Origin of the sequence: Paenibacillus sp. FSL H8-0315 (genome assembly GCF_038005365.1) — a bacterium.
GTDB classification, from domain to species: domain Bacteria; phylum Bacillota; class Bacilli; order Paenibacillales; family Paenibacillaceae; genus Paenibacillus_AQ; species Paenibacillus_AQ odorifer.
Genome location: NZ_JBBOTA010000001.1, coordinates 4,633,839 through 4,657,583, shown reverse-complemented (window position 1 = coordinate 4,657,583; position 23,745 = coordinate 4,633,839). Strand labels below are relative to the sequence as shown.

Sequence of the window (23,745 nt, the reverse complement as noted above, 5' to 3'; positions counted from 1 at the left end):
TCTCTACCATGACCAATCGACATCTGGTGCCTGATTTTTAACCGTGAAGATCCGTTCGATCACATTTTGTGTAGCTTCTGAATCTATGGATTGCCGATCAGCCTGCGTCACAAACTCCTCGATGGTCGGCTGGCCAAACTCTTCAAATACAGTTAGTCTTACTTCGTATTTTCCGACTTCCCTTACCTTAAGATTCAAACGATCTAAATTCTCATTATTAAAAATAACCCATGGTTCCACTGAAAAATTTCCGTTGTTATCAGAATCGTAGCGGTATTCCCAAAGCCTTCGAGCCACCATATCTTGGTCTGGTGAGTACGACATATCATCTATTGATAGGGTCGCTTGATTACCATCTGAAGGATTGCGATACGCTGTTCCAGCCATCGTAAAGTATGCAAAAGGTTTCTGGTCTGGTGCTATATCAAAAGTTGTTTCGTTTCTCGCAGTTAGCCCTAATGAATTCTCCACATAAATGGTTGCTTTATATTTCCCTGGCTTCTTGAATAGCACATCTTTGCTATATACTCCGTTCAGTGATCCGCTATATTTAATATCAGAATTCGTTCCACCTGATACGGCTGTGATAGTGAATTTAGTCTTAGCATCTACTAATGGGTAGTGGGTCGGGCTACTAACGTAACTTTGTATAATAACCTTTCGATTTTGCTTTAATGTACCATCTACCCTGATAGATGCATCTGGTTTTGGCTCAATGACATTAACCTCAGTACTAGTACTTCCAGTCATTTTGTCGTCGTCCATTACAGTCAAAGCAAGTGTTTGTTCCCCCAAATGGTCTTTATCATACCAAAGCGTTCCCCTTGGCAAAGTGCTCAATTCTCCCTTAGCATTAGGCGTATCCCAAAAGTAATCCGTAATATAACCATCGGGGTCATACGACCCTGCTGCACTGGCTACAAACTCTTGTCCTGCTTTTACAGTCTTCGGTGCATTTATAAGAGCTACTGGGGGTTTTAACTCTCTCGGTAGTTCTGGCGGTGATGTGGGACCTGGAAACCCTCCTCCCGGAGGAGCTGAGGTTGTATACACTCCTGCTTTGACTGTAAAAGATTCTTTTAACGAATCGAACTTACTTCTTTTGGTCACGACTTCATTCTTAAATCTCACTACTATACTTAGTTCGTACTCTTGACTGTAGTTACTTTTACCTGCCACTTTCTCCTTCGGAATTTCAAACTTGAAAGTTTCGTTTGCCGTTAGAGTTTTGGTATACACCTTTTTTGTCTGGAGTGAGCCTTCATTACCTTTCTCTTTGGCATAAAAAATCCATTCTGAAATATTCGAAATATCTTTATAGGATAGCAGTTCACCCTTCAAAGCGATTTTAACTGGCACATTCTTATTATCAAACTTAATTGGGTTTGGATTAGGTTGTTCTAGAATTGCAGAACCTGTGAGTGTAGCTTCATCTGGGAGACCATATTCAAAGCTGACTGTTCCCCCGTAGCTGTAGGTGGTGACTTTAGCGTCTGCAGTGTAATAATAGGATGCGAATGCTTTATACTTTCGTCCTTCCGCTTTTCCAGTTAAACCCGTATTATCTTCAGGATCCCAAGGTACTCCTGCAGGAATCGTATAGTTCAAAATAATTCTTCCATTTTTAAACTTTGGATCTTGAGCATAAGAAGATTTCTTAACTACTTGAGGTTTTATAGTAGACTCAATGATATTTTGAGAATCGATAACCTCAGTTTTAGATCCGTTATACCATTTTAGGTAATCTTTATCTTGATAAGGTCCTGCAGTTACTACCGTTATTGGTGGATTCTTAGAAGGATAACTATCAGTTGCAACTTTATCATCTGTCACCAAACTATCTCTTTTTTCATCATACTGATTTATTTGCCATCTTCTTCCGTCAGAGTATAACCATATTGAATTATAAATATCGGTCCTATATAGCAACTCAAAGGATGCTCTATATCCCTGAACCTCTTTTATATATTTTTGATTTGCAACCCCTTGTAATGTCACTTTAATTTTCCCGTTCTCAAGAGAGAGGCTAGTTTTTTCGTTAGATCCACTATATTTTAAAGTACCTGTCTTAACTGAAGAACTAGATACTCCACTAGGAAGTTCCAAATAGAAGTCTTTAGCAGCATTGTTTGATCCTTGTAAACCTGTAGTAATTGGGACAGCAACCGAGGTCAATTTCGTCTCGGCTGCTTTTACTGAAATAGGTGTCATAAACTGAATGAGCAATAAAAAACATAGACATGAGATGATTATTTTTTTCATTTATACTTACTCCGGAGAATTAACTATAAATTTTTCGTCGAATCCGCCATCATGGAACAAGCGGATGGCAAAATAGTTGAAATCCTGATCATATAAATATGCTTGATAAGTAGTTAATTGCTCACTTGGCTTAAGAGTGTAATAATAAAATGCTTCTTTATTATTTAATTTTCCCACATTTATTTTTGGCCAAATTTGGTCTAATTGTCCCTTACCTTGTAAACTTAAAATCCATTTTTCTTTTTGATCATTTAAGGATCTTTTAACAATTTTATTGCTGTTATTCTTAATCGTAATCTTAGTCCAGATGAAATGTTTAGGTTTGCTAACCATTACTCCAAATGAATCATAATCATATTTTTTCACTAGATTTTGTGCATCTTTTGACTTGAAATCATAAATCATAAACTTCTCCAGCGTATAACTAAGCCCACCCGCCGTAACCGTAACTGGCAACTCTAAATCCTTTTTCAAACCATATTTACTTAAGTTATCCCTCATAATGGGTGCTGGTGTAGCAGCAGGTTTTGCTGTAGCTATAGCTGATGGTGTAACCGCAGCTGCGTTAGTAATCACGTTCTGCCCCAATACCATGCTAAATAACATTGTCGTAGTCAAAACTGCCCTTACAATGGTCTTCTTCATCACTGAATCTCTCCCTTTTCTTCAATTGGCATTTTATTACTTATTGAACTTATACTCCTGAACTGCTGGCACCCTGATGGGCTGTTGTGTTTTGGATCTGAAGATCAGAACCGGGTGTTCCGTCTCTATGACGGCAATAACCGAAGGACCTGCGATGTATTTGGTTATGCCATATTCGCTATCCTCGTATAAAAGTGGAAACGTCACACCATCGGAATCATCAATAATATCGAATTTCACAATCTTTACTTGTGTCTTAAAACGACTGCTCCCTTGGGGGAAAAGGCCGCTATCAAGGCCTAGATTGTTCTGCAGGGTTTGCTGAAAAGTATCGTACGCTTCTGTAGGATCTATAATCAGACGACCACGAGTCAATTCGGTCTCATCTAATTCCTGTGCGGCATCGTGAACAGCGATATTATTTGCGTCTTTTAACATGCTGCACAGCTGGTCCCACTCCTGATTCTGGATCTGAAAGAACCAGGAGTAGATAAAGATCAGTAGGACAAATGCCAGCTTAATAATGTAATCCATAAATTACGCTCATCCCTTAGTCAATCGAGATACTCACTCATAATTGATCCATGCCCATAATATCGAGTCGGCTGCGAAACCGTAGAAAAATTATAAGGAAACAGATTTATCCGCGGCGCGGTTACATACACATCAATTCGTTGCTTTCGCTCTTGAACGGTGTCTGTACTGCTAGTAATTTCTATCGAAGCTTCAAAAAATCCAATCGCCTTCAGATTTGAAATTACTTCATTCCGCATAGAAGCTGTAACCATCCCCTCTGTTGCTGCTTTTTGTGTGATATAGGACGTATTAGCTTTGACCTGTAAATCTAGCAGATAATCTATGTAGGAGAAGATAGGCTGCAGGATAATAAACAGGACTAGCCACATGAACAATGCCCGGAGGACGGTCTCCTTCATTAGACATGCCTCCTTCTAATACTGTTCCACTTGCTTAGTATGTGAGATGATATCGTCCTGACTGCTGCCGATCATATGCGTAGCTACCGTGACAAACATCCCCGCAATTACAAAGCCAATGGCCAAAAACATAGCGACGGAAATAGAGTCTTTTTTCATCTGACTTATACCAAAACGTGAGTCATGGACATAGTTAGTGCAGTCTGGCTGGAATCCAGCGGTTGAGTTAGAGATACCCCCGGGATCGTCGGTCTATTATCATCGGCAGCATTAATCACGTCACGCACCAGAGGAATCAAAATAGCAATTACGATGGCCACACACAAAAAACCGATAGCGATAAACAAACCTGTAGAAATAGCGTCTTTTTTCATTGTTAATTTCTCCCTTTTTATTTTAGGTTTTAAAAATAAGGTTGAATATACAATTTTTCACTGGAACATGCCGACTCCATTAAAATTTCCTTTGATTAGCAAAATGTACTGCATCGCCATGGCAACGATCATCAAAAAAGTAGCTATCGATGGAATAACATTAATAATCGTCGATAGATCACCGATGAAAGACCATTTTTTTAAATACTGATCGCTGGAGATTTTGGAGATAATCTTGCCTTGTTCACGCAAATAGTTTGCAGCTTCCATGTCATCATCCATACCTTCTGTAGCCAGTAAAATGGACCGGATGTCATTAATAAAGTGATGGTTATCCGGAAATTTGGCACAAAACCATTCAATCGCCCCCTCCACACCCTCATCTACTGCCCGTTCTGACAGCTCATACAAATCCTGACGTATATATTGAAAATGTCCCGCTGTACTCCCACAAAAGGCACCAAACTGCACATATCCGCGCTGACGTAGGCGATTATTCTCATAGAGACGAATGAAGGAGATCAACTCGCCATCTTTTTGAATATTCGTCTTTTGGTGAAGCCACGCCAACACCCAACCAAGCGGAAGATAACGCATCGGACTGCTGATTACGAGAATAAGTAGAGCAATTAGAGGGTCATAGAATGAAAAAGGAACAGATCGGATGAAATCGCTGACGACTTGGCTAAATAAATAGATGATTGCCGCTGAATAACGAAATAGCGTAACTTTTCGAGCCGAAATTGATAAATTGCATTCATTCAACAATTGCTGAAATCTATCACTCTGCACGTGTTCACCCAGCGAATTCCACCGTATGCCCAGTCGGACAAGATATCGTTCCTGCTTACTGCTGCTGCTCACAAACACAAGTAATGCGACATACACGATCCCGATCACTGTAATTAGTAGTAATAATCTATCCATAGTTCATCACCTTAGTGGTAGTCCAGTTTGGGCCTGGCAAGAATAGTACTGATCACAAAAGAGATAAAAAGGCCGGAGACGATCACCATCAAAAAGGAAAGACCTACCGTAGTTTCGAACTGCAGTTGAAAATAGATATCGGGCTTCAGCATATACATAAAGGTACCAACCGTAGATACCAGCACCAGAAGATTCCCATATAAGCCAAGGCTGATCGCATCTCTGCTTCCTGCTTTTACAGTTAAAATCGTCTCTCTCTGCTGCTCCATAGAACGATTCAACAGCATTAGCGAGCTTTTTAAATAACGGGTTCCCTCCTTCTCGGCATAGAGCAGATCTGATATAAACTCTAAAGCGAAGGTGGTGCCAATCGCACTGGAGAATCTCCCTGCCTCCTCAACAAGCTCCTTCTCATTACTGTAATTAGAAAATGCGGCACCAAGCAGCTTCAGAGGACTCTTTAGTACATTTTTATCTGTTAGAAAATCCGCTGTACGATCAAGAATCGAATCTACCGACAAATGTGTGAATTTGGTGGAGATTTTGACTACATCGAGGAGATCGTAGCTTCCATGTACCTTCCGCTGTGCATAGATGTATCTCATACGAAAATAAGGAATCGTCGCAGATATTACAGCTATAAAAAGCGGAAATCTCCACGCCCCCTGAATCGGCTGTCCTTCATTAAAAGTAATCCCCTCCAAAAAAGGATTGTTAAAACTCAACCTTCCAGGGAGCTCACTAAGTGTCAGTAGTCCTGATAAGAAAACCGCAATAAACAAAATGGCTGTACGCATAACAAAACGCATAACGCTAATACCCGGTTCATACTTCCGGTGTACGAAATACAGAAGCTTGTCCAGATGGCGGTAGAGCCACAGCCTTTTTTTAACCGAGCTAACTCTTTTGCCAAAAATGCTCATCTTATGTTTAATTCGAAAATCGAATTTCTGGACTACCTGCCGTAAATGCCTTTCGATGAGCAGTTTGGTGAGTAACCACAGTCCCCACACAATCCATAAATGAAGAACAAAACGAAAAATATAAAATAGTAAATCCATATCTGCACCTCCTCACTCATTAAGTACTATCTTAGATTTCAAGCTTTCTTTAAGCGGCTGATCCATCGGCTTTGTTGATGCAAGTCGTCCCAGCTCTTTCTGGACAATCTGTGTAGCCTCCGCATTTTTCTTAGTCATTTTCAGCATCAGATTTTTCGTCAGCTTGTCATTATAAGACCAACACATTTCCTCCGGCTCCCAGCGCATAAGATCATTAGCAAACACTGAATTTCTATCCTCTTCGTAAAAGATTTCTGATATTCGCGCCAGCCGCTTCTTCCCGTTCGGGACACTCTCCAAAATAAACACCAGCTCGCATGATTTCAGCGCAGAGATCAAATGCCCCTTTAGACTCCCGCCAATTCTTGTGGATACAGCAAACGCACCTTGATAAGGAATGTCCTCCGAATCCACGGTGTGGAAGGTTCCGGTAATCCCGTCGTATCCTTTTTCCCCACTCCACAAATAAAATTCCCACTCGTTATAACGCATCTCTGTCATATACAAAATATTTGGGTCATGCCGCAGCGACTCTACTCCCACCTCCATCAGTTCCTCATTCGCAGCTTGAATTGGAATAATTCGATGGCCTTTAATTTGATACGGTAAAATGGATTCCGGATGTTTCTCTATCATCACTACTCCCATGCAGGATGAAGAGCCAAGCAGTTGCTCACCAACGATCGTATTGGCAAATGTTGTTTTTCCTGACCCTACAGCACCCGCAATAATGGTATTGCGAAATGTGGACGATAACGCCCGAATGAACTCAACCGCCTCGGCAGGAATACATTCCGTACCCGCTTGATCCTCCAAATCCAGAAATTCCACAACCTGTCGCCGCAGTGATATCGTAGTAAAACCCTCCCAGACCCTAGGTGATACCCAAATCGCAAGCCGAATAAATCTACCTGGCCAAAGCGGATCATCCATTTTGAACTCCACCGAAGGATTATCCTTGTTCAGCTTTTTATTGGGATCACTTTTTAGCAAGGAACGCTTCAGCTGCTCCACCCGATCCAGTGAAGGCATCTCATACGGATAAGCTATAAACTCACCTTTATGGTTATAAAAAATTTGCTTCCCAATCATTTGTAATCCGGTTGACTCGCTGTATGCACGATCAGTAAACCAACGATATGCTGGTCCAAAACCCTTCCACTCGTGATACAGGGCCTCTGCCGCCGTTCGGTACGCTTCTGGAACCTTTCCAGTAAAAGGTGTTTTTCGTAAGTACTTCTCAATCTCATTCATAAAAAAGCTAACTGCCTGCGGATCGCCAATTAATGCCTTTGCATTTAGCTCGAAGTAAGCATCATCCTCACGTTCTAGCCCTTCGTTCATCTCGGTTTTCATTTTTTGTAAAAAAGCATAAAAATCTTCCTTGCCCGGTTTGCTAGTACGTAACACGCTTTGTTTTAGAGAAAAGAGTGGACGACTCGCGAGAGTTTCAATCATAGAAATATCCCTTTCTTTTTGGCCTCTGGCGCTAATCCCATCGACACCAATAGAGAATGTACCTTATCATCCACATGCTGTAGCTCTTTTTTGCCTAGAGGCAAGCTTTCCTGCAAGGGCTGGTAATACGGTAACTCCAGCAAGATTTCAGTGCCAAATCTAAGGGCCATATTTTTGGACGAAGATATTTCCTCCACATTACTGCGGTTAATGATCAGCTGGAAATCATGCGGACGCAGATCTATATGCCCCGCAAGCTCGAATAGAGGTTCTAATCTGTGTTCATGTTTAGGATGAGTGACAATCATGCGTAACGACGACTTTTGCATACCGACATACCACGCAGCACTCTCGGGAATTGAACCGAAATCAGCAATAACCACATCCGCATTTGCTCCAGCTCTAGCCAAGAAATATTCGATCTCTTCCTCCAGATAATCCTGGACACTCAAGTAGTCGTAATTCCCCGGTAGATACAAATAGCCATCCTGCCTAATCAATTGCTCGAAATCTTCATCATGAATCATCTTCCCTGTAAGCTTGGGGCGCAGTTTGTCTAGACTTATCGTCGCTTTGCGGTCATACCCGGGGTCATATAAATCCAAACCAAGTACAAGAACACGTAGACCTGCCGCAGCAATTCGTCTTGCGAACAGCTTCGCCACACTCGTGCAGCCAATGCCTGGACCTGAGCCAAAAAAGCCAACCAAATTGCTCCGTTCCTCGCCATCCTCTTCCAGGATAAAACGAATCTTCTCTATCACTGCTGACGAGGTAGAACGAGGAGGAATAAAATATAGACCTAAACTTTCACATAACATATGCACAGCTTGATAGCCGCGAATTCCCTTTTGCAGATATAAATACAGGATCATAGAGCTTGGATATTTGTATCGCAGCTCGCTAAGCGCTTGAACAGATACCTGGTCACTAGTAACCATTAACATATGACCTTCGGTATGCGCCGGATCGGGATACACGTTTTGTGTAACTACATTAAATCCCGCGTTTTTGATATCATTAATCGTTAACTGATCTATGCCCAGACTAAATATTTTCAAGGCAATCTCCCCCTACTCTACCCGTACGATCCACAGTTTTTTGCCCTGCTCCAAAAATTGCCCTAGCCGTTGACCCTCACTTTTCTTCAGCTTCAATTCTGGTGTCGCCACCTTGCCAGTAGAAGTGAATCGGTTATTGTTGTTGCCTTTCTCAGAATCCTGCACATCATTATTGTCTTCTGTTCGCACATAGTTCACGGTAACTCCAGATAAAAAGATCTCTTTAGCAGGATCGCTAAGCAAGCTTTGTTTTTTCACCTGTTCCTCGTTTTCTTTTTTAACTGTATTTGAACCAAGCGCCTCTCGCTGCTTCTCTCGCTCACCTTCTACAAGATAAATGTCTACCTTATCCCGGCTTCGCAACGAACCATTGATGGCATAAATAGCCTCCTTCGGAATAGGAAATATACCTTCATCCTGCAAAGGCTCTAAATCACTAACATCCACCAGTGATGCTGTCAAAATACTACCGTTAGTCAGATTCACATTCGTAATTTTGTACTCCACTTGTGCGATTTCCGTAATTACACCAGAGGGTATATCCTTGGTCTGAACAGAATCCAGATACAAATCACTTGCTTTCAGCTCATAATTTTTAGGTAGAGATTCCCCAGCTCCCACCTTAACTTTGACCACGGTTTGGGAAAGCACGTAGGGCTTGAAATAGAGATCATAACCTAGCAATCCCCCGAATCCAGTAATCAAAATGAGACTTGCGAAAAAATAATTACGTTTTAACAAACGTCCTCGCTGTAACGCCAAACCTTCCACCTCCATAACTACATGATTTTTGAGAACGACAAAAAGCACCTTGGCATAAATAGCCAAGCTGCTGGTAAAATGCTTTTTTACCTGATAGAGATTTAGTGAACTATTAAATTAAAGGGTTCCGGTGAAAGCCCTCGGGCATAACCGTTGCTTTCACCGGAGAATACCTTTATTTAAATACTACAGTTTTGTTCTGATGGACGAGAATCCGGTCCTCGATATGCCATTTCACCGCACGAGCCAGAACAACACGTTCAATGGTACGCCCAATCCGTTTCAGCTCAATAACATCATCACTGTGGCTTACCCGCTGCACATCCTGTTCAATAATCGGTCCACCATCTAGTTCTTCAGTAACATAGTGAGCGGTTGCCCCGATAATTTTCACCCCACGTTGGTACGCTTGAGCGTATGGATTGCCGCCAATAAAGGCTGGCAGGAAAGAGTGGTGAATATTAATAATCTGATGGCGATAATGCTCAATAAAGGACGGCGAGATAATCTGCATATACCGTGCCAATATAATAACATCGATATCGTCTCCGATGACCGCTAACTGGCGTTTTTCTGCTTCATCCTTAGTATCCGCTGTGACTGGAATATGATGAAATGGAATGCCAAACGACTCGACATAAGATTTCATATCCAAATGGTTACTAACGACGAGGGCAATATCGGCATCGAGATCGCCCGCTTGCCACTGCCAGAGCAGTTCAACAAGACAATGGTCTTCTTTAGAGACGAATATGGCAAGTTTCTTCTTATGACGAACATTAAAAATCTTCCAGTCCATCTTAAAACGCTCCGCCACTCCGCCAAATTGAGAGCGAATCTCTTCCAGACGATCGCCTAATTCAGGTAGGTCAAACTCGACTCTCATAAAGAACATTCCACCATCTGGATCCATCGTATACTGATCCGACTGCACAATATTTGCGCCATGCTGATACAGAAAGTGTGATACAGCCGCCACAATTCCCGGTCCGTCAGGACAGGAAATGAGCATACGTGCCCGGTTGGAATAATGCTCGACACCTGACGAATTGTTTCTTTTTACGTGTAATTCCATGACCCTCTTCCCATCCTCTCATCTACATACGCAATCTGAAGTATAGCTTAAGCGTTCACGAGCACTTAATTGCCTGCTAACCAAGCAATTAAACGATGATTAATAGCTTCCTCGCTTAGTTGCGGGAACAGCTGGGCAGCGACAACTTCATCGTACAGACGCTCCAGTGGTTCACGTGGATCAGCTTTTTTAGCTTTGGCATCGTTCTTCAGCAGCTCCCAGACATTAAGTACATATTGACGGGAATCAATCTCCTGCTTGGCAAAAAATTCACGTAATGTTTCAACATCCTGCACGAATTCCGGTCCAAAGCGTTCAGCTACGTTACCACGCAGCAAAGCGATCTCCACCTCATACATCGGACGTTGTGTCTTAGCATCTTTACCAATCCATGGGGTCTCCAGAATGAAAGGCAGACCTTCCAGCTTTTCATGGTGTACGATTTTGTTAATCGTATCAAACCCAATCCAACCCGAGCCAATTGGCGTGTGACGGTCTTTGCGAGCGCCACATGGATTTTTACTGTCATTAATGTGGATTACACCAAGACGATTCAACCCGATAGTCTCATCAAATTTGTTGAGAACACCGTCCAAATCATTAACGATATCATAACCAGCATCATGAATGTGGCAAGTATCAAGACAGACCGATAGACGTTCGTTATGTTCGACCTTAGCAATAATAGAAGCGATTTCTTCAAAACTGCGGCCGATCTCTGTTCCTTTGCCAGCCATAGTTTCTAAAGCGATATGCACTTCCGTTTCATTCGTGCCTCCAAGCACCTCATTCAGGCCATCTGCAATCCGCTGAATACCATATTCAGCATCTTTATCAGTGAACGCACCTGGATGTAATACAATATGCTTGACCTCAAGTGCATGGGTACGGCGTATTTCCTCTTGCAGAAAATCAACAGCCAGTTGGTACGTATTCTCTTTATAGGAAGCGAGATTAATAATGTAAGGTGCATGGACAACAATCTCCTCTACACCATTCTCTTTCATAACTTGCTTCCCTTCGTTGGGATACATGGCATCAATCGGCTTGCGGCGCGTATTCTGCGGCGCTCCTGTATATATCATAAACGAGCTGGAACCATACTCATTTGCTTCATTTGCTGCGGTCAAAAGACCCTTGTCCGAGCAAGACACATGTGAACCTATTTTCAGCATACTTCTTCCCTCTTTCCTTCACGAATTAACCCCTATTCTACCGTGATCGGAAAAATAAATCTAGACGAGGCCAATATGCCGGGTTCTGCTTCGCAAAACTTTGGAAATAAGCTATACTTTAATATGAGAATAATTCGTGTGAGAATCCTCATTGCCAAAAGGTGGTGTATGCATGTTTATCCAATCAGGACTTGGTTTATTATCCACACCGAGCAATTGGTTTATGAACTCTATCGCTTTCTGGACATTTATGCTGCTTGGTTCCATGTGTATCGGCGGTTTTTTTATGTTCCGCAAATTCCTAAAGGTCCTGCCCAAAGCTGATGGAAAGTCAAAGCTAGACTGGCAAAATTACTGGGTGGAACGTAGCCGCCCGCTCTGGAGTGACGAAACAAAAGCCTTTTTGGACCAGCTTGTTCAGCCTGTACCTGGTCCATTTCGTGATATTGCGAAGCATTCTATTGCTGCCGAGATCGGAAAAATCGCTGTCGAGAGCAATGCAAAAGAAGTTACTCGCGATCACTGCATTAAAGGTTACATAGTTGCCACACCGCGGCGCGATAACCGTTTTCTTGTCAATTTTCTCGAAAAGAATAAAATCGATTACTCTGCTTACCAGCATTTGTTTAAGTAATTTTTAATGAATTGTGCGATTTAGAACGGAGGCCCTCCTTTGAAATATGTGATATGTGGCGGCACCGGTTTTATAGGTAGCGAACTAGCAAAATACTGGCTGCAAGCAGGTAATGAAGTTGCTATTGTAGGTCGGAATTTACCAAAAGACGCAACAACAATTCATCCTAAGCTGAGTTACCACACCTGGGACAGTCTAAGTTCTAATCCCGCTCCAGTGGAAAATGCAGCTGCCCTAATTAATCTCGCCGGAGCTTCCCTTAGCCAGCGCTGGAGTCCAAGTGGCAAAAAAGCGATTATGCAGTCCCGACTTGCAACCGTTTCCGCAGCAGCTAAATTAGTAGATCAAATGAAGCAAAAGCCTTCCGTAATCATTCAGGCTTCCGCCGTGGCGATTTACGGTACCTCTTTAGAGGATACTTTTAGTGAGTCCTCACCAGCCCAGGTCATGGATTTCCCTTCAGAAGTAGTTAAGACATGGGAAGAGGCTTCAGATGAAACCTACCATGGTATCCACGTGGTCAAGCTGCGTACCGGAGTTGTGCTCGGCAATGAGAGCGGAGCATTCCCCAAAATGAAGCTGCCTTATTTATTAGGTTTTGGCGGTAACATTGGCTCCGGAAAGCAGTGGGTCTCTTGGATTCATCTGACGGATATCGTCCGTCTAATTGATTTTTGTACGCAAAATCCCACGATTAACGGACCTGTTAATGCGACTACTCCACATCCGGTAACGAACGAAGAGTTCGGCAGGACGATTGGCAAAGTCTACAAACGGCCGCACTGGTTCCCTTTGCCAGCCTTCCTGTTAAAAACAGCAGTCGGAGAATTATCCGAAATCTTACTCAAAGGTCAGCGCGTCCTGCCCGCAGCGGCATTAAATCATGGCTTTGACTTTACCTTCCCTACACTTCAAGTCGCTTTAGAAGATTTGAAAAAACAAAAATTGTAGAGCCACATTCATCGTTAGAACTCACCTTCATACTATATGGAATGTGTAGCTTCCTTTTATAATTTTAAATGTGGTCCCCTCTGTTAGTGGATACTCTTTATACGGGACCATGGCTTCACCTTGAAAAAGCGTTCCATTTCTGGAGTCAAGATCCTTGAGAATATATCCGCTGGTGCTTCTAGATATCTCAGCGTGTACTCTAGAGGCTCCTTCTGATCTTTCCACATATTGAGCCACCTCTGCCGATCGGCCGATAATGAAGCTAGTTCGATTTAACTCGATCATTTCCGCCTCTTCACCCTCCTCACCGTTTCTTTGGAGATAAGGAATACTCCGATCCAGCTTTTCGATTTGTCGTCCTTGCTTAGGCGGTTTCTCCTGTGATAATAAAGTTGTTGGTGCTATGGCTTCTTGTGCTTTAACAGAACAATGTTCCTCTGCTAGTGATTCATGACGGGTTACCGGAACGTTAGCTGCTGAATCTGAGAATTGCGGAGTTACCTTTGGGATTGTTGCTGGAGGACGTGTAGAAGCCACAGGGTTCCTGCCAAAATTCCACTCCAATTCTTTCCGACTCGGATTACAGTTAGTATCTTCAGAATCCTCACTCAGACAATCCTCATCTTCTTTACCAACCTTTAGCCTTCCGCTCCAAACCATCCAGCTTAAAACAGCCAATACAATCGTCACAACTACACAGACGGCAAACCATAACGGCTTTGGACTATCCAAATATAGAAACTTCCACAGTAGTGCATCTCCTAATAGACACCCTAGCACTATATAGGTTCTTGAGCTTGAGGCTTGCGGATTCGTTACCTGCTCATCCTCCAAGCTTAGAGACAGGCTCTCCTCCTCTTTTATCTTAAGATTAGGATAGCTGCTGATCCAAGGAGTAGCAGTCGGCTGCTCCAATCCCTTATCTTCGCGATGCTCATATATTTTTCTTAATGGTGGAGCTGCTGCCTCTTTCACTAGATATTCTTTTACGCCTTCATGAAGCTGTCTTTCAGGTGTAACGGGCTCTCTTTCTGTCAGCAACTCTGATAAAAGAATCTTTAAGCCAGCTGGAGTAAATCCCTCTTCACTGCAATATTGCAATAGTCTTTGCACACCACTGCCAGTAAGCTCTGTGATAGATGCCATTAACACCATGATTAGTGACTTGAGTGACTCTCCAAGCTTTGAACCAGACTTATTCTCCTGAATGGGTATGTAGGTCAGGTATACTTTACCGCTCTGTAACGACCCTTCAATAAAAATGTAATCTGCATGCAAAGCATACTGTTCCGCCCGCAGCATATATAACCTGCCATCTTCCATGCCTTGGGCAATTTGCAGCAATAACCCGAAAAATGAGCTCATACTTAGCTTCTCTCCTTTGAGTAGATGACTAAGCATTTTTTTGCGTAAAACAGCGTATTCCATAGTAACCTTCATATCTATTTCTCTAAGTAACAGCCTCAAATGATGAGGAATGTCGGTGTTCATCAGCATGCGCGCCTGAATCAAATTAAGCTTCTCCTCAGGTATTCCTTCGGGTTCACCAAGGATCATATATATACCATCCTGTTGTATAAAATCACGGGTTAATCCGAACAACAAAACATCACCTCCCGAACTAAAAGTATAGATAAGCGCATATGGAACCAGGGATAACAGCCAGCATGAAAGGGAATTTCAACAGTTCACTATCGTTATTTTTTAATAGAAACGGGCTCTTCCATAAAATAAATCCAGAAATTCTGCTGATGATCTTACGCGAACGACTGACCGCCTCCCGTCTCTTTAAAACAATTAACCAGCCTATTAAGGCACCAAATAGTACGGAGTACATGACGACTTGCAGCGTAAACAACATCCCTGTCCACGCTCCGATTCCAGCAAAAAGCTTAACATCCCCCGCGCCAACCGCCCCTAATAAATGCATGATCAGAAGGACTGTAAATCCTACAGCAGCTCCCCCGAAAGCCCTCAGCAGTCCATGCCAGCTATTGATCACCCCTTGTGCAAGCAGACCGGTGAGCAAGCCTGACAAGGTGATCCAGTTTGGTATTCTCATCGACTTCAAATCTGTAATCAGTGCCGCTGCTAAAAACGGTAGACATCCCCAAAATGTCCACTCTGCCATTTATTACACTCCTTTTTCCACCCTTTCACTTCACTACTGTGAACATAACCTCAACAGATCTACCATCATCCAGTTGTATAACAAACGGCCACGAGCCCGATGTGGTATTTACACCAATTTTCCATTCCCACTCGATATATCCATCTTCATCCGCTTGTTTCCAGCCTAAATATTTGGCAGTACTGCCCCCGCTCTTATAAAAGACTGACAAGCTGGCAGAAGCATTCGGCGGTATTCTGGCACGAACCTTGCCTTGCTTATTCGCTACAGCCGGGTTCGGCTTTTCTAAGATTTCAATGAATTCATCTGGTTGGCCAGTACCGTTCCCCTCCTTGGCTGTGCCTTCTCCCGTATCCCCGATCCAGAGGCGTTCAACAGCACTTGCTTCTAAAACAATACTTTGGTTTAGAAAGGGGACCTTCATCGGCAGCTTATAACTAACCACTAGCCCAAGGTAGGGACGAGTACCCTCTTTTAGCTCCGGCACCATAACATTAGATACATGAATTCGCTCATAATCCAGTAAATCTGATGTCAGGTATGGTTTCAATAAAGGTTTGATCGCAAGATCAAGTACACTTTCACTAGTCTCTGCCTGAAGCTTCTGCAACGGTCCCTCACCACTTTCTAAAGCCGACATAACCCACTCATTTAACGGCTTGGGTAAAGACTCAGCATAACTATCGCCCCAATCAGTAAGTGACAAGCGAGGAATAGTCCAATTCAGGCCAGCAGAATGATCACTGTCATCCCCTCCTGAATCATCACTTACTTCGCTGGATATTCCCCATTTCTGCACCGCCAAAGCCGTAGGATACATATGAGTTGAAATAGACTTTACAGTGTCTGATGCTGTACTTTGCAAAGCTGTCGAATACAAGGTCATCTGTACGATAGAAATCAGGAACAGGACGAATAGCAGGAAGAACGGAAGAACCATCGCCGCTTCTACTACCATGCTACCTTCTTCCTTGTCCTCCCCTCTGATTCCATACCCATCCCCCATCTCCTTACCAACCTCCCGCTAATAAGAATAATCAGCTTTTACTGCCCTCAGATACTTATTCCCTTGTACCTCTCCCGGAAAACCAGCAGTGTAATTCAACATTTTAACTACACCTGGCAGAAACCATAACTGCATTTGGAGCTTAATGCCCGATGATACATAGGTGTTTCTTTCCGCTGGATTTATTCCTGTGTTCAGTTGAATTAGAGCCAGCATCCGCGATAGCTGCACTTCCCCGCCTCCATGCATTATCATGAACAGTCGCATATGATCACGGTAAGTCAGCTGCGCCGGCATATATTTGGATAAAGGAATCGCATCCTTCTCACAAAGCTGCAACATATCCTGAATGGCATGCTGGATTCCATACAACAGTGCCGCCGCTAGAACAGCCAGTGGATTTCCCAAGGTTGCCTTCTCTATAAATCCTTCCATTGTGCGAATGGACAACCTCATCGCGAATATTTCGGCATAGGCTGCGGCCACATTCCCTGCGGGATTATGAAATCCGTATAAAATGTATTCCAGCTCCTGAGCGCGAGGATCAAGCTGATCTGTGAGCTCACTAGTGTCTTCCAGAGAATTCAGTGCCAGACTAGCTAACTTTGAAACATCAAAATGCTGAAAATAAAGCGCGGAATACTCCGTTTGAAAAAGCCTGTCTCTAGCGCCCCCCATAATGCCACTCATTGCTGCATAAATCCCGTCAATATCCTTCATCGCCGAGCTTCCAGCAGCATAGGGATCTGAGGATACTTCAGATTTATCAGAGGATTGAGACTCCAATCCGTTATTAAATGAAACATTGTCCTCATAAAATTGATGAAGGATTTGATAACGTTCCATCGAAGCTGCCGCTCCGCTACCTAGCATTCTAATTTTGTCCAGCAGTGCTCTAACCTCGCTCAGCTTGGATTTGGCTTCCCACTCTACTTGCTTACGTGCTTTATCCGAGCTGCGATGCTCTTCAAGAAAAGCCAAATCACTAGCGATAACACTTCCCTTCTTACCGTATTTTTTATAATAGTTGTCCACTACATGCGAAGCCCCTAGAACAGAGGAAATCATTTGGTAGGAATCGCCGTTGACTCCCAAAGCTTCATGCAACACTCCTGATAATCCTGTTACCGTCGGTTCAATGGACTCGTACGCACTTTGCTGCATAAATAAACCATTCTCCATACTACTAATGTCAGCCGAAGAGAGGATCAAGGCATCTTCCTGTTCATGCAGCTTTTTAAGTGGCTCAGCGCTTATTTCCCCCGAGTTTCCCGGAATATCCCAGTCCTTAGCAGGATCGTCTGCCAGATTTACGCCACTTATTCGGGAAGCTGCCAAAACATCTCTCATCTCGTCATTCAATTGCTGCGCTTTGTTTAACGCATCCTTCGCTTCCTCCATTGATTGTCCATGTTCTTCATGAAAGGTTGTTAATAAGGATGGGAGCCGCGACAACATCTCTGAAGTTCGGCTCTGATAAAGTGCCAACTGATAAGTGTACTTTGCAGGCTTTTTACTATCACGATATAGATCTTCGTAATATTTCCCAAGATAGTCACTATACTGTGCTGGTATATCCGCGGCTGCTTGCATGCTTCCGAGCGAATGGGCCGAGATAGAATCTCCGGGCGGATTCATAATCCATAGCAGTACTCTTCTTCCACTCTCCGCCGCTTGGCTTCTCCGCTCTAACATTAGATCCAAATTCTCTTCACGTTCATCATATAAAGGTTGCAGCTTACTAAGTAATTCAGTAGCTCTTGAGGCCTCTGCCATTACGCCCGACAGCGGCTTGAATTTACCTGCCAGCTCCAAGGCGAAATCAACCGGAGCCTTATATTTCATCTCTTCCAGTATTTGATGACGAAAAACATCATAACTTCCCAGCGGCCGGCTCCATTCCAAAGAGGAGGATTCCAGTGCAAAGGGTAAGAGATTGAACGTATCCCCCCGCCCACTTTTATGCAAATTTTCATTGAGCACTTTGGACAGCAGCATATCACCATCACTATCACCGAATGCAAATAAACCGTATCTCTCACGCAATTCAACATGATATGAAGACATAACAGAGCGGATACTGGCTCTCGCTAATCGTTCCTCCTGAACGTTGAACGCAGCGATTCGCGCATAATCAATCAGCACAGCAGTAAATAGAAAGACGAAAGCCAGCACCATGATTAGAAAAATTGTAACTGAGCCTTCTGTTTTGCCCTTAGCAGGACAACCCGTAATTATACTTTTCATTAAAACCCCCTCCCTTGAACAGAGATTTTACTTATCCTGAAGCTTGGTCAGCATAGCAGAAGCATCCTTCTTATCCATGTAAACTGCAGATCCACTACCCTCAGAGCCCCCTTTAAATTTAGCTCCAAAATAACGCATCAGGTCGACCGTACGAATAAACTCAACAGGCTCGACAATGATAGACTGGGCTTCAACAGTTGGGTTAGCCTCATCCGATAGAACGCTATCAAGCACATGCAAGCTCAGTAGACGATTTAACTCGGCCTTTACTCTCCGTCCTGTAAGGCTGTGAGCATAACGCATAGTTCCTGGCATATTGTCCGGAATCATAGTAGACGAATGGCCCAGTTTAAGCACTGGCAAATCACTCTTCCCTGATACTTCACCGGGCAACTCTATTGTCACGCCAGCACTGCCAGCTTCTCCACCAAATAATGAGGCTAACAAGGCATCATCCCCAATTCTCCAATAAAGGGAGTCATACTCACCAGCCATGTAAGAACCAGAGACCTCCTTGTGACTGTTGTCCCAGTTGTAAGCCGCCCGCTCAGTAGCTCCTGAGGCCACTTGCAACAGCATGGACTTCTGATAGCTATACAAGCAAAAAAACAAAAGAAGCATCGTAATAAACATGACGATCGGCAACAGAAGTGACGCTTCAATAGTAAAACTGCCTTGATCACCCTTAAACTTGTTCAATCGAATACTTCCTGACTCTTTTCACCCGCCGTTTTAATTAAGGCTTCTACTACCTCTTGAATTTTGTCCTTAAACAAAAGAACAACTGCAATCAAGACAGCAATAATCAAAATCATCTCCAAAGTTCCTAAACCTTCCTCGTCTTCCCAAAAGTTCTTCATACTGTCCAACATTGTTGATACCATCAGCTTCAGCCTCCTACATTTTTAACATCAAAAATGCTGGCGTTCCCACCAGTACAATTACTATTAAAAAGATAACTACCATCGGAAAAACTAATTTAGAGGATGCTTGCTCTCCGCGCGTCCGGCTAAGAGCCTTTCGTTTATCCCACAACATCCGCGACAGATCACGTAGCGATAGCACAAAATCCGCTCCACCTCTGCGATAATTCAGCAAAACTGTCGTTGTGAATACCGATACCTCCTGCACAGCGCATCTCTTGCTGAAATTTTCAAACGCCTGCTGGAAAGAATATCCGCCCTCCCATTCACTAGTCATAGTCATTAGCTCCTTATACAGAGGATGATTCGTATCCCCCCGGTGGCTTTCCACACAGCGAATAATAGCTCGTTGCACGGTCTCTCCTGCGCCAACCAACAACACAATACTGTTCAGCAGCTCTGGCAATTCGAGCATAATATTCTGCTCCCTAACTCTCACCTTTTTGTGAAGATCACTGACCATAGCGGTTGGTAGAGCAATTGCCAAAAACACACCCAATATCATACCTGCCTGTTCGCCACTAAATGCTGTAATCAAGCTTCCACCTACAAGCAACAGCCAGCTGTAACTTAGCATCTCACCCATGAACAGCAGGGTCCGCTCTGCGCTATAACGCATCCCATAACTGCGCTGTAGAGAACGCTGAATTCTGAACAACAGTGAGGGAAACCGACTGGCGATACCACTCTTCTCAATAAGCAGTAATAACGGTTCGCCTAACTTCCGAAGCCGTAATCCTTCCATAGGAAGACTGCGTAACGCGACATATCTGTTGCCGCATTGAATTCGCAGTAGAACCCAGACTATCAGCAAAATAACAGTAACCACCGCACATAGCCAGCGCATGATTTCACCCCCTTCACAGTGGAATGTCCATTATTTTAGTAGTCCAGAGATAACATAGGAATAAAGCAACAAGCGCTAATGTCGATATGGCTATACCCGCTCCTGTATACATAGGTTGCATATATTCTCCAGCCGTCAAACTCATAAACATCACCATGATCAGCGGAGATATCAGCAGTGCCTTAGCCTCAAATTTCTTCTGAGCAATACTTACAGCAATATCCTGCTGAATATCCAGCTTCTCACCGATAATCGTTGATGTACGGCGCACCACTTCTACAAGATCACCACCAGTACGTTTACAGACCGAGAACACATCCGCGAATCGCTCGATGTCCTCCATTCCCGCTCTTTCACTAAAGTTCCGCAGTGCTTCTTCCACAGGCTGTCCATATTCCATGCGTGCACAGATAATGTTTAACTCAGAGATCATATCACTGCTTCCCTCCGGGTCGAGCATACGTAAATCCTGAACCGCCTCTCGGAATGCATTCTCCACCGAACGCCCAGCTGAAAGGGAGGAAGACAGCGAAAATAACGTCTGCTTAAATTGTAAATTCAGTGCATTTCGACGTCTTTTCAGTAGATAGTTACGCAGCATATGCGGGGCATAAGCTCCGCCAGGCATAAGCAGCAACGACAGCAGCCAATGATGATAAAAAAGATATCCAATTCCATACATCAGCAGTCCACCTGCAGTAAGGGTCAGAATCCTCTGCAGCAAGGTCAATTCGTATACCTTATAATCTGGTAATAACGAAGGACCGTCAGGATCCGCTTCTACAGGCTTTGCAGCAACAAATTTAAACTTAAGCATGACCTCCCCCCCTTCTGGAATTTTGAATCTCTATTGAGCCAATGGATAGGAGTTTACACCAGCCATCCTAAGCTTCGTTGTATGCAACAATGGGTTACCACAGGGAAGCAGCCCCCCTTGCACCCTTCCCTCTCGTTCACCAGCTTCTTGAAATTCATATAAGGGATTCAAGATCACTTCCCCGTCTTTCAACCCCGCAACCTCACTGATCTCCATCACCCGCCTGGAACGATCACGGAGACGTGATAAGTGTACGAAGATATCAATTGCCGATGAAATTTGCTGGCGAACAACAGCTACCGGAAGCTCCGCAGCACTTAGCACCATCGTCTCCAGTCGGCTGACCATATCGTGTGCGCTGTTACTATGGCCGGAAGACAAGCTTCCATCGTGCCCGGTGTTCATAGCCTGTAGCATATCGAGACATTCCGCTCCCCGTACCTCCCCCACAACAATCCGGTTAGGGCGCATTCGCAGAGAAGAACGAATCAAATCTCGGATGGAAATCTCCCCTCTACCTTCCGTGTTAGCATTCCTGGTCTCCAGTGAAACAAGGTTCGGCACGGTTACAATCTGCAGTTCAGCGGAATCCTCTATCGTAATGACCCTCTCCTGTGGGGGGATATACTGAGATAATGCATTAAGAAAAGTAGTCTTTCCAGAGCCTGTCCCCCCACTAATAAAAATATTGTATTTAGCAGCCACTAAAATTTGCAGCAGCTCTGCAGCTTCCAAGCTTAAGGCTTCACGACGGACTAAATCCTGCATCGTCATCGGTGTTTCAGGAAATTTCCGAATGGTCATCGCCGGGCCTTTCAGAGCTACCGGCGGAAGCACGATATTTACACGCGATCCGTCTTTTAGCCGAGCGTCAACGATAGGAGAAGAATCATTTACAACCCGGTTCACACCGGATACAACCGTTTGGATAATATCCTCCAACCTGCTGCTGGACTCAAATTCCAAATGGAGACGACGAATCTGCCCCTCCTCTTCTACAAAAATCTCAGTATGGCTGTTAATCATAATCTCAGTGATCGCCGGATTATCCACTAAGGGCTGGAGTACATCCAATCCTCGAAAAGAATCGAACAATCTCTTCACGAGCTCATGTTTCTCCTGTGCTGTTAAATAACGCAGATTTTCGCTGTCCAAAATTGTCCTTTCAATATATTGGGTGAGTTCACGATTTCCAACTGCAGAAGTAACATCTAATCCTGCCCGGATGTCACTGCGAAGTGCCTTAAACATTTCCTCATTCATGTAAACCCTTACCAGTGAATACTTGCGGAAGCGACGGTTCTATAATCTGCTTGCACAGCTGTAAGATCTCCTTTTGGAATTGTGGTGAGTTCAGAAAAAGCTCCTCACGGTGCTGCAGCGTCCAAGATGGGATATACGGAAGTACACCTTCAACGGTAATTCCTTCCGGAGGTGCCCACACCTCTAAACCCTCTGCGGCAAAATTCACGGCAAATCTACTTTTGTCCATCACTTGGCTGGGCATACCAGAATTAGGAGCATTGCAATGGGATAGCCATCTCATGGTCTTATGAATGCTTACCTCGTCATTTCTAACTACCCACAATAGAATTCCGCATTTATGTAACACAGCTTTGGCACGTTCTTCTTCAATACTGCCGGTATCTATTATAACTACGTCAAAATTTCTTTCCGCAACCAACAGCGCCAACAAATCTAGCGTATCCTGCGTAGTCATCTGCAGCATTTCTTTTACATTAATAATTGGCCTAAAAGCAGCACTTCGAAGGTGATCATACCTAATCACGTATTGCCCCAAATCAATCGTATCGGCTCCGCCCTTATCCCGGCTGGCTTTGATTTCATAAAGGAGCCGCTCTAGTCCAGGCGTATTTCCTGCAGGGGGCCGTAAAAATAATCCACTGCTGTCCACACTTTCAAGATTCAAATAAAAGACCGAAAGCCCCAATTCACCTAGCTGCTTAGCCATATTCATAGCTACTGTGGTTTTGCCCGTGTTCCCGCTTGAGGAGACGATACCGAGCAGCAGCGTTTCATCTAATACAGAGGAACCTCTAGCTCGTTTCACTTCACATAGTTGAATAAATGCTCCCAGCAGAGAAGGCAGTGCCTGATATTTCGCAATCATGATGCCTCCAGCCAGACTTTTAGAACTCCTGCTAAGATAAGCTCCCTCCTCACTCAAAACTGCCCAAGGCACCTTAGTTCTTCCCTCCACAAGCCAAGCCTCGATAAAAGTAACGTCACCTACAACAGCATCCGGCATATCCTCTCCCCTCATAAAATCGATAAAAGCATCCAGCCGACTAAAAGCCGTGATTCGCAGCATTTCTCCATACTCACTATGATGAAGATAGTGTAGCAATGGTTCGATATATTGGCTTTCACGCACTGCGAGTACAATCCTTGCCGCCATAAAACCTCTCTCCTTTCGCAAGAAATTTATAAATA

At 43.8% G+C, this 23,745-nt stretch carries 25 protein-coding genes; 2 read left to right on the top strand and 23 right to left on the bottom strand.

All coding sequences use genetic code 11. From position 1 onward, the window contains the following. Positions 1–3: 3 nt before the first annotated feature. The 13 genes from MHB56_RS20275 to MHB56_RS20215 form a co-directional block, all read right to left on the bottom strand. Positions 4–2,262 (bottom strand): PKD domain-containing protein, encoded by a 2,259-nt coding sequence (locus MHB56_RS20275; RefSeq protein ID WP_341143929.1) that lies wholly within the window; start codon positions 2,260–2,262, stop codon positions 4–6. Positions 2,263–2,268: 6 nt separating this feature from the next. Beyond that, entirely contained in the window at positions 2,269–2,907 is a 639-nt protein-coding gene (locus MHB56_RS20270) for a hypothetical protein (RefSeq protein ID WP_341143928.1), read from the bottom strand. 36 nt (positions 2,908–2,943) lie between these two features. Continuing rightward, a complete protein-coding gene (locus MHB56_RS20265; protein ID WP_341143927.1) occupies positions 2,944–3,441 on the bottom strand; it encodes a hypothetical protein in 498 nt (165 codons plus the stop codon). A 20-nt stretch (positions 3,442–3,461) separates the two neighbouring features. Beyond that, complete coding sequence (locus MHB56_RS20260; protein ID WP_076142343.1) at positions 3,462–3,842, bottom strand: hypothetical protein; 381 nt, start codon at positions 3,840–3,842, stop codon at positions 3,462–3,464. 15 nt (positions 3,843–3,857) lie between these two features. After that, positions 3,858–4,001: a hypothetical protein gene (locus tag MHB56_RS20255; protein ID WP_162636675.1), complete on the bottom strand. Its 144-nt coding sequence runs from the start codon at positions 3,999–4,001 to the stop codon at positions 3,858–3,860. Positions 4,002–4,006: 5 nt separating this feature from the next. Then, a complete protein-coding gene (locus MHB56_RS20250; RefSeq protein ID WP_076128184.1) occupies positions 4,007–4,216 on the bottom strand; it encodes a hypothetical protein in 210 nt (69 codons plus the stop codon). A 57-nt stretch (positions 4,217–4,273) separates the two neighbouring features. Further along, entirely contained in the window at positions 4,274–5,143 is an 870-nt protein-coding gene (locus MHB56_RS20245; RefSeq protein ID WP_341143926.1) for a hypothetical protein, read from the bottom strand. Positions 5,144–5,154: 11 nt separating this feature from the next. Then, entirely contained in the window at positions 5,155–6,204 is a 1,050-nt protein-coding gene (locus MHB56_RS20240) for a hypothetical protein (protein ID WP_076282023.1), read from the bottom strand. A 12-nt stretch (positions 6,205–6,216) separates the two neighbouring features. Then, positions 6,217–7,662 (bottom strand): ATPase, T2SS/T4P/T4SS family, encoded by a 1,446-nt coding sequence (locus MHB56_RS20235; RefSeq protein WP_076128190.1) that lies wholly within the window; start codon positions 7,660–7,662, stop codon positions 6,217–6,219. Next, on the bottom strand, positions 7,659–8,723 hold the full coding sequence (locus MHB56_RS20230; protein WP_076128191.1) for a hypothetical protein: 1,065 nt from the start codon (positions 8,721–8,723) through the stop codon (positions 7,659–7,661). The genes MHB56_RS20235 and MHB56_RS20230 overlap by 4 nt, the downstream gene beginning before the upstream one ends. A 12-nt stretch (positions 8,724–8,735) precedes the next feature. Continuing rightward, the gene (locus MHB56_RS20225; protein WP_076128193.1) at positions 8,736–9,485 is read right to left on the bottom strand and encodes an SAF domain-containing protein; all 750 of its coding nucleotides are present in this window, start codon (positions 9,483–9,485) and stop codon (positions 8,736–8,738) included. 175 nt (positions 9,486–9,660) lie between these two features. Further along, complete coding sequence (gene purU / locus MHB56_RS20220) at positions 9,661–10,560, bottom strand: formyltetrahydrofolate deformylase (RefSeq protein WP_076219715.1); 900 nt, start codon at positions 10,558–10,560, stop codon at positions 9,661–9,663. A 65-nt stretch (positions 10,561–10,625) separates the two neighbouring features. Next, entirely contained in the window at positions 10,626–11,735 is a 1,110-nt protein-coding gene (locus MHB56_RS20215) for a deoxyribonuclease IV (RefSeq protein WP_036681702.1), read from the bottom strand. A gap of 172 nt (positions 11,736–11,907) precedes the next feature. Between MHB56_RS20215 and MHB56_RS20210 the strand changes: the two genes are divergently transcribed. Both MHB56_RS20210 and MHB56_RS20205 read left to right on the top strand, forming a co-directional pair. Then, positions 11,908–12,369: a DUF2621 domain-containing protein gene (locus MHB56_RS20210; protein ID WP_036681700.1), complete on the top strand. Its 462-nt coding sequence runs from the start codon at positions 11,908–11,910 to the stop codon at positions 12,367–12,369. Between the two features lie 39 nt (positions 12,370–12,408). Further along, a complete protein-coding gene (locus MHB56_RS20205; protein WP_341143925.1) occupies positions 12,409–13,320 on the top strand; it encodes a TIGR01777 family oxidoreductase in 912 nt (303 codons plus the stop codon). A 27-nt stretch (positions 13,321–13,347) separates the two neighbouring features. Here the strand turns inward: MHB56_RS20205 and MHB56_RS20200 are convergent, their stop codons facing one another. The 10 genes from MHB56_RS20200 to MHB56_RS20155 are packed head-to-tail and all read right to left on the bottom strand — an operon-like array spanning position 13,348 to position 23,710. Beyond that, positions 13,348–14,925 (bottom strand): DUF6382 domain-containing protein, encoded by a 1,578-nt coding sequence (locus tag MHB56_RS20200; RefSeq protein WP_341143924.1) that lies wholly within the window; start codon positions 14,923–14,925, stop codon positions 13,348–13,350. A 16-nt stretch (positions 14,926–14,941) separates the two neighbouring features. Further along, complete coding sequence (locus tag MHB56_RS20195; protein WP_076128203.1) at positions 14,942–15,451, bottom strand: A24 family peptidase; 510 nt, start codon at positions 15,449–15,451, stop codon at positions 14,942–14,944. Positions 15,452–15,476: 25 nt separating this feature from the next. Next, positions 15,477–16,457, bottom strand: a complete 981-nt coding sequence (locus MHB56_RS20190) for a TadE/TadG family type IV pilus assembly protein (protein WP_341143923.1) — start codon at positions 16,455–16,457, stop codon at positions 15,477–15,479. A gap of 18 nt (positions 16,458–16,475) precedes the next feature. Then, on the bottom strand, positions 16,476–18,704 hold the full coding sequence (locus tag MHB56_RS20185; protein ID WP_341143922.1) for a hypothetical protein: 2,229 nt from the start codon (positions 18,702–18,704) through the stop codon (positions 16,476–16,478). 27 nt (positions 18,705–18,731) lie between these two features. Then, entirely contained in the window at positions 18,732–19,403 is a 672-nt protein-coding gene (locus MHB56_RS20180; protein WP_341143921.1) for a TadE family protein, read from the bottom strand. Next, positions 19,400–19,588, bottom strand: a complete 189-nt coding sequence (locus MHB56_RS20175; protein ID WP_036681690.1) for a Flp1 family type IVb pilin — start codon at positions 19,586–19,588, stop codon at positions 19,400–19,402. Before MHB56_RS20175 ends, MHB56_RS20180 begins: the two co-directional genes overlap by 4 nt. A 13-nt stretch (positions 19,589–19,601) precedes the next feature. After that, positions 19,602–20,477: a type II secretion system F family protein gene (locus MHB56_RS20170; RefSeq protein WP_076099049.1), complete on the bottom strand. Its 876-nt coding sequence runs from the start codon at positions 20,475–20,477 to the stop codon at positions 19,602–19,604. Between the two features lie 10 nt (positions 20,478–20,487). Beyond that, positions 20,488–21,291 carry a type II secretion system F family protein gene (locus MHB56_RS20165; protein WP_076277686.1) on the bottom strand — a complete coding sequence of 268 codons (804 nt, stop codon included), beginning with the start codon at positions 21,289–21,291 and terminating at the stop codon, positions 20,488–20,490. A 30-nt stretch (positions 21,292–21,321) separates the two neighbouring features. After that, positions 21,322–22,554, bottom strand: coding sequence for a CpaF family protein (locus MHB56_RS20160; RefSeq protein WP_076099051.1), 1,233 nt, complete (start codon positions 22,552–22,554; stop codon positions 21,322–21,324). Further along, positions 22,547–23,710 (bottom strand): hypothetical protein, encoded by a 1,164-nt coding sequence (locus MHB56_RS20155; RefSeq protein WP_076185824.1) that lies wholly within the window; start codon positions 23,708–23,710, stop codon positions 22,547–22,549. The genes MHB56_RS20160 and MHB56_RS20155 overlap by 8 nt, the downstream gene beginning before the upstream one ends. Positions 23,711–23,745: the final 35 nt, after the last annotated feature.

Bases quoted from the DNA above. Each gene is read 5' to 3' on its own strand.
- MHB56_RS20270 (WP_341143928.1), bottom strand. From the start codon at position 2,907: ATGAAGAAGACCATTGTAAGGGCAGTTTTGACTACGACAATGTTATTT.
- MHB56_RS20190 (WP_341143923.1), bottom strand. From the start codon at position 16,457: ATGGGGGATGGGTATGGAATCAGAGGGGAGGACAAGGAAGAAGGTAGC.
- MHB56_RS20235 (WP_076128190.1), bottom strand. From the start codon at position 7,662: ATGATTGAAACTCTCGCGAGTCGTCCACTCTTTTCTCTAAAACAAAGC.
- MHB56_RS20210 (WP_036681700.1), top strand. From the start codon at position 11,908: ATGTTTATCCAATCAGGACTTGGTTTATTATCCACACCGAGCAATTGG.
- MHB56_RS20275 (WP_341143929.1), bottom strand. From the start codon at position 2,262: ATGAAAAAAATAATCATCTCATGTCTATGTTTTTTATTGCTCATTCAG.
- MHB56_RS20155 (WP_076185824.1), bottom strand. From the start codon at position 23,710: ATGGCGGCAAGGATTGTACTCGCAGTGCGTGAAAGCCAATATATCGAA.
- MHB56_RS20265 (WP_341143927.1), bottom strand. From the start codon at position 3,441: ATGGATTACATTATTAAGCTGGCATTTGTCCTACTGATCTTTATCTAC.
- MHB56_RS20165 (WP_076277686.1), bottom strand. From the start codon at position 21,291: ATGCTTAAGTTTAAATTTGTTGCTGCAAAGCCTGTAGAAGCGGATCCT.
- MHB56_RS20240 (WP_076282023.1), bottom strand. From the start codon at position 6,204: ATGGATTTACTATTTTATATTTTTCGTTTTGTTCTTCATTTATGGATT.
- MHB56_RS20195 (WP_076128203.1), bottom strand. From the start codon at position 15,451: ATGGCAGAGTGGACATTTTGGGGATGTCTACCGTTTTTAGCAGCGGCA.
- MHB56_RS20185 (WP_341143922.1), bottom strand. From the start codon at position 18,704: ATGAAAAGTATAATTACGGGTTGTCCTGCTAAGGGCAAAACAGAAGGC.
- MHB56_RS20245 (WP_341143926.1), bottom strand. From the start codon at position 5,143: ATGGATAGATTATTACTACTAATTACAGTGATCGGGATCGTGTATGTC.
- purU (WP_076219715.1), bottom strand. From the start codon at position 10,560: ATGGAATTACACGTAAAAAGAAACAATTCGTCAGGTGTCGAGCATTAT.
- MHB56_RS20175 (WP_036681690.1), bottom strand. From the start codon at position 19,588: ATGGTATCAACAATGTTGGACAGTATGAAGAACTTTTGGGAAGACGAG.
- MHB56_RS20255 (WP_162636675.1), bottom strand. From the start codon at position 4,001: ATGAAAAAAGACTCTATTTCCGTCGCTATGTTTTTGGCCATTGGCTTT.
- MHB56_RS20250 (WP_076128184.1), bottom strand. From the start codon at position 4,216: ATGAAAAAAGACGCTATTTCTACAGGTTTGTTTATCGCTATCGGTTTT.
- MHB56_RS20215 (WP_036681702.1), bottom strand. From the start codon at position 11,735: ATGCTGAAAATAGGTTCACATGTGTCTTGCTCGGACAAGGGTCTTTTG.
- MHB56_RS20160 (WP_076099051.1), bottom strand. From the start codon at position 22,554: ATGAATGAGGAAATGTTTAAGGCACTTCGCAGTGACATCCGGGCAGGA.
- MHB56_RS20260 (WP_076142343.1), bottom strand. From the start codon at position 3,842: ATGAAGGAGACCGTCCTCCGGGCATTGTTCATGTGGCTAGTCCTGTTT.